This is a genomic window from Sphingobium sp. BS19 (assembly GCF_027925545.1).
Taxonomy (GTDB): Bacteria; Pseudomonadota; Alphaproteobacteria; order Sphingomonadales; family Sphingomonadaceae; genus Sphingobium.
The window spans coordinates 1-4,016 of sequence record NZ_BSEF01000059.1 but is presented as its reverse complement, the minus strand read 5'-3'; the positions used below and the strand labels follow the sequence as shown (position 1 = coordinate 4,016).

Annotated in this window: 2 protein-coding genes and 2 pseudogenes; all 4 read left to right on the top strand. The window is 65.5% G+C overall.

Features of this window, described 5'->3' with window-relative positions:
- Window positions 1-163 (top strand): annotated as a pseudogene (locus QMG56_RS23010) (IS21 family transposase); the annotation flags it as partial.
- A 66-nt stretch (window positions 164-229) separates the two neighbouring features.
- The gene (locus QMG56_RS23005; RefSeq protein ID WP_021238839.1) at window positions 230-3,154 is read left to right on the top strand and encodes a Tn3 family transposase; all 2,925 of its coding nucleotides are present in this window, start codon (window positions 230-232) and stop codon (window positions 3,152-3,154) included.
- Window positions 3,151-3,846 carry a tyrosine-type recombinase/integrase gene (locus QMG56_RS23000; RefSeq protein ID WP_201766338.1) on the top strand — a complete coding sequence of 232 codons (696 nt, stop codon included), beginning with the start codon at window positions 3,151-3,153 and terminating at the stop codon, window positions 3,844-3,846. The genes QMG56_RS23005 and QMG56_RS23000 overlap by 4 nt, the downstream gene beginning before the upstream one ends.
- 41 nt (window positions 3,847-3,887) lie before the next feature.
- Window positions 3,888-4,016, top strand: a pseudogene (locus QMG56_RS23635) (hypothetical protein); the annotation flags it as partial.

The window sequence follows — 4,016 nt, the reverse complement described above, 5'->3', positions numbered from 1 at the left end:
GCTCCTGGCCGATCTGGCGGTGATGCGGGCATTGCCAGCAGGGCAGCTCGAGCCGTGTGAGACCAGGGCTGCTCGCGTATCGTCGACCGCCCTGGTGCGCTACCGGACCAACGACTACTCGGTGCCAACCCGGCCCCGTGACCGCGAAGCTGTGCAAAATGGCCATTTGACTTCGCGCGCCCGGTGATCCGGGTTAGAATGCCGTTTCGGCATGGATCAGGGAGCGTGCATGAAGCGGCTGTGGTCGGCGGACGAGCTGGGTGAACTCTGGACGCTGTCGCCCGACGATGTCGCGTTCATCGCCGACAATGCGGATGCCGGTAGGCTGGGGCTCGCCTGTCAGTTGACGTTCTGGCGGTCGCAGGGTCGTTTTCCAGATGAGGAAGCGGACCTCGCTCCGGCCGTGATCGCGCACCTCGCCGACCAGATCGGCGTGGCGGCGGACGTCGAGAGCTACGCGTTCACCGGTCGCTCTGGACGTCGGCACCGCCAGCGTGTTCTCGATCATCTGGCGGTCGGCACCTTCGACCATGCGGCCGAAGCGGCGTTTCGGTCGTGGCTGCTATCGGATATCCTCCCCCGCGAGCCGACACCATCCGCGCTTGAGGATGAGATCACCGGATGGTTCGCCGCGAGGCGGGTCGTCAGACCCGGATCCTACCGCCTCGACCGGCTCGTCCGCTCGCTTCGCTCGAGCCACGACGATGCGATGCTCGCCGGGGTCTATGATCGCCTTGACGATGGATCCCGCGCACGCCTGAACGCGCTGTTGGCCGATGATGGTGAGGGCGCGGGCTATACGCGATTGTCCGCCGATCCCGGAAAGCCGGGGCTCGACAGCCTGTTGGCCGAGGTCGCCAAGCTCGACCTAGTTCGTGGGCTGGGACTGTCGGCTGCGTTGCTTGGCGACGTGCATCCCGACCTCGTGAAACGATTTCGCAGGCGGGCCGCAGTCGAAAGCGCCTGGGAACTGCGCCGCCACCCGGATCGTATCAGGCTGCCGCTGCTCACCTTTTATTGCGTCCCGCGCGAGGCGGAGATCGTCGACGGGCTGGTCGACCTGCTCATCCAGATCACACACCGTATCACGGTCAAGGCTGAGCGGCGCGTCGTCACCGAGCTGCTGGAGGAAGCAAAGGCGGTCAGGGGCAAGAGCGGTATCCTGTTCAAGGTGGCGTCGGCCGTCACCGGTGCGCCCGACGGCTCCGTGCGCGAGGTGATCTTTCCCGTGGTCGACGAGCGCACGTTTCAGGCGTTGGTCAAGGAAGCGCTCGCCACCGGCTCGGCGCCGTCGCGCCGCGTCCACAAGGCGGTCCGCGCCTCCTACGGCGCCTATTACCGGCGCATGATGCCGAAACTCCTCGCCGCGCTCGACTTCCGCTCGAACAACAGCGCACACAAGCCGCTCACCGACGCGCTGGTGAAGATCCGCGCGGCCGAGAATGACGGACGGCAATATTTCAGCACTGCGGAGGTCGCGATCGACGGCGTCGTGCGCCCCAAATGGCGCGACATCGTGATCGAGGAAGCGCCGGATGGCTCGGAGCGGGTCAACAGGATCAATTACGAAATCTGCGTGCTCCAGACGCTGCGCGAGAAGCTCCGCTGCAAGGAGGTGTGGGTCGCGGGTGCGGGTCGGTTCCGCAACCCCGACGACGATCTGCCTGCCGACTTCAACGAACGACGCGCCGAATGCTATGAGCGGCTCGGCCTTACCACCGACGCGCGCGCCTTCACCGATTCCGTGAAGGCGGAGATGGAGCAGGCGTTGGCAATGCTCGATCGCGGCATGCCGGGCAACACCAGGGTCAAACTCAATCCGCGCCGCCGTCATCCAATCGTCGTGACCCCGCTCGATCCCCTTCCGGCACCTCCCACCCTCGAGGCGCTCGGCGGCGAGCTGGGTCGTCGCTGGCCGATGACGGGTTTGCTCGACATCCTGAAGGAGGCGGACCTCCGCATCGGCTTCACCCAGGCGTTCTCGACGGCGGCATCGCGCGCGGCGACGGACCCTGACGACGTCCGGCGACGTCTACTGCTCTGCCTATACGGCCTTGGCACCAATGCCGGGCTGAAGCGCCTGGTCGTCGGCGACCACGGCTTCACCTATAAGGAACTGCTCCACACCCGTCGCCGCTATATCGACGCCGAGTCCTTGCGGGACGCGACCAGGCGCGTCGTTAACGCCACGCTCGCCGCGCGCGATCCAGCGGTGTGGGGCGAGGGCACGACCGCGTGCGCGTCGGACAGCACGCACTTCGCCGCCTTCGACCAGAACCTGATGACCGAGTGGCATGTGCGCTACGGCGGGCGGGGCGTGATGATCTACTGGCACGTCGAGCGCCAGTCGGTGTGCATCCATTCGCGCCTGAAGCGCTGCTCGTCGTCCGAGGTCGCCTCGATGATCGAGGGCGTCCTCGCGCATGACACCGAGATGGAGATCGATCGCCAGTACGTCGACAGCCACGGGCAGAGCGAGGTGGCGTTCGCGTTCTGCAAGCTGCTCGGGTTCCAGCTGCTGCCGCGGCTCAAGGCCATCGCAGGCCAGAAGCTCTATCTGCCCGGACCTGGCACGGCGGACGATTACCCCAACCTCGCCTGCATCCTGACGCGCCCGATCGACTGGCCGCTGATCGAGCGGCAGTATGACGAGATGGTCCGCTACACGACCGCGATGGCCGAGCGCACCGCCGATCCCGAGGCGATCCTCCGGCGGTTCACCAGGAACAACGTCCAGCATCCGACCTACAAGGCACTTGCCGAGCTCGGCAAGGCGATGAAGACGGCGTTCCTGTGCTGCTACCTGCACGACGAGGCCCTGCGCCGCGAAATCAACGAGGGGCTGAACGTCGTAGAGACCTGGAACTCGGCCAACGGCTTCATCTTTTTCGGCCGGGGCGGCGAGGTCGCATCGAACCGGCTCGACGAGCAGCAGGCATCGGTCGCGGCGCTGCACCTCCTCCAGTCCTGCCTGGTGTACGTCAACACGCTGATGCTCCAGCGCGTTCTTGCCGAGGAGCGTTGGCGCGGGCGCATGACCGCAGCGGATGAGCGCGGCTTGACCCCGCTCATCTGGGCGCATGTCAGCCCGTATGGTGCGTTCGACCTGAATATGGAGCGGCGGCTCGACATCGAGGCCAGGATCGCCGCGTGACCCTCGGCGTACCCAGCCACTCTTTACAAAAAGCGCATTTCGTCAAGAGTGACGCCGACGGCAAGGGAATGCACCCAAGGGAACACAGCATGGCCGAGAAGGCGATCAACCGGCAAAATGTAAAGAGTGACACGGATACGGCCGCCGATGCCCACGAACGCCGCAAGGATTTCCTGACGGCAGCCGAGATCGACCGCCTGCTCAATGCCGCCAAGGCCGGACGGCATGGGCTACGCGATCACCTGCTCCTGCTGATGATGTACCGTCATGGACTGCGTGTAAGCGAGGCGACCGCGCTGCGGCGCGATGAAGTAGACCTTGCCGTATCGCGCCTGTGGGTGCGTCGCCTCAAAAACGGTTTGTCCGTCGAACAGCCGATCGCGGGCGACGAACTGCGTGCGATCCGGCGCTACCTCGCGCTGCGCGACGATCACCTGCCCTGGCTGTTCGTGTCCGAGCGCGGCGCGCAGCTAACCCGCCAGGCCGTCAATTACCTGCTGGCCCAGGCCTCAGCGCGCGCCAGCCTGCCGTCGGTCAACCCGCACATGCTGCGCCACTCTTGCGGGTTCGCGCTTGCGAACCGCGCCTACGACCTTCGCCTGATCCAGGACTATCTCGGCCACCGTGACCCCAAACACACCGTCCGCTACACGCGTACGGCCGGACGCCGGTTCGAGGGACTCTGGCGCTGAAATCCCAAATGGCCATTTTGCACAGCTTCGCGGTCACGGGGCCAACCCGGTATGGCTTCCAGGATGTCATGGTGAAGGGCTTCGTCGACACGGTGGTCATCCTATGTGGCAATGAGGAGATCGCCAGACATCCGCGCTGTTATGGTGAGGCCATGTTTGTGGCGAACCCG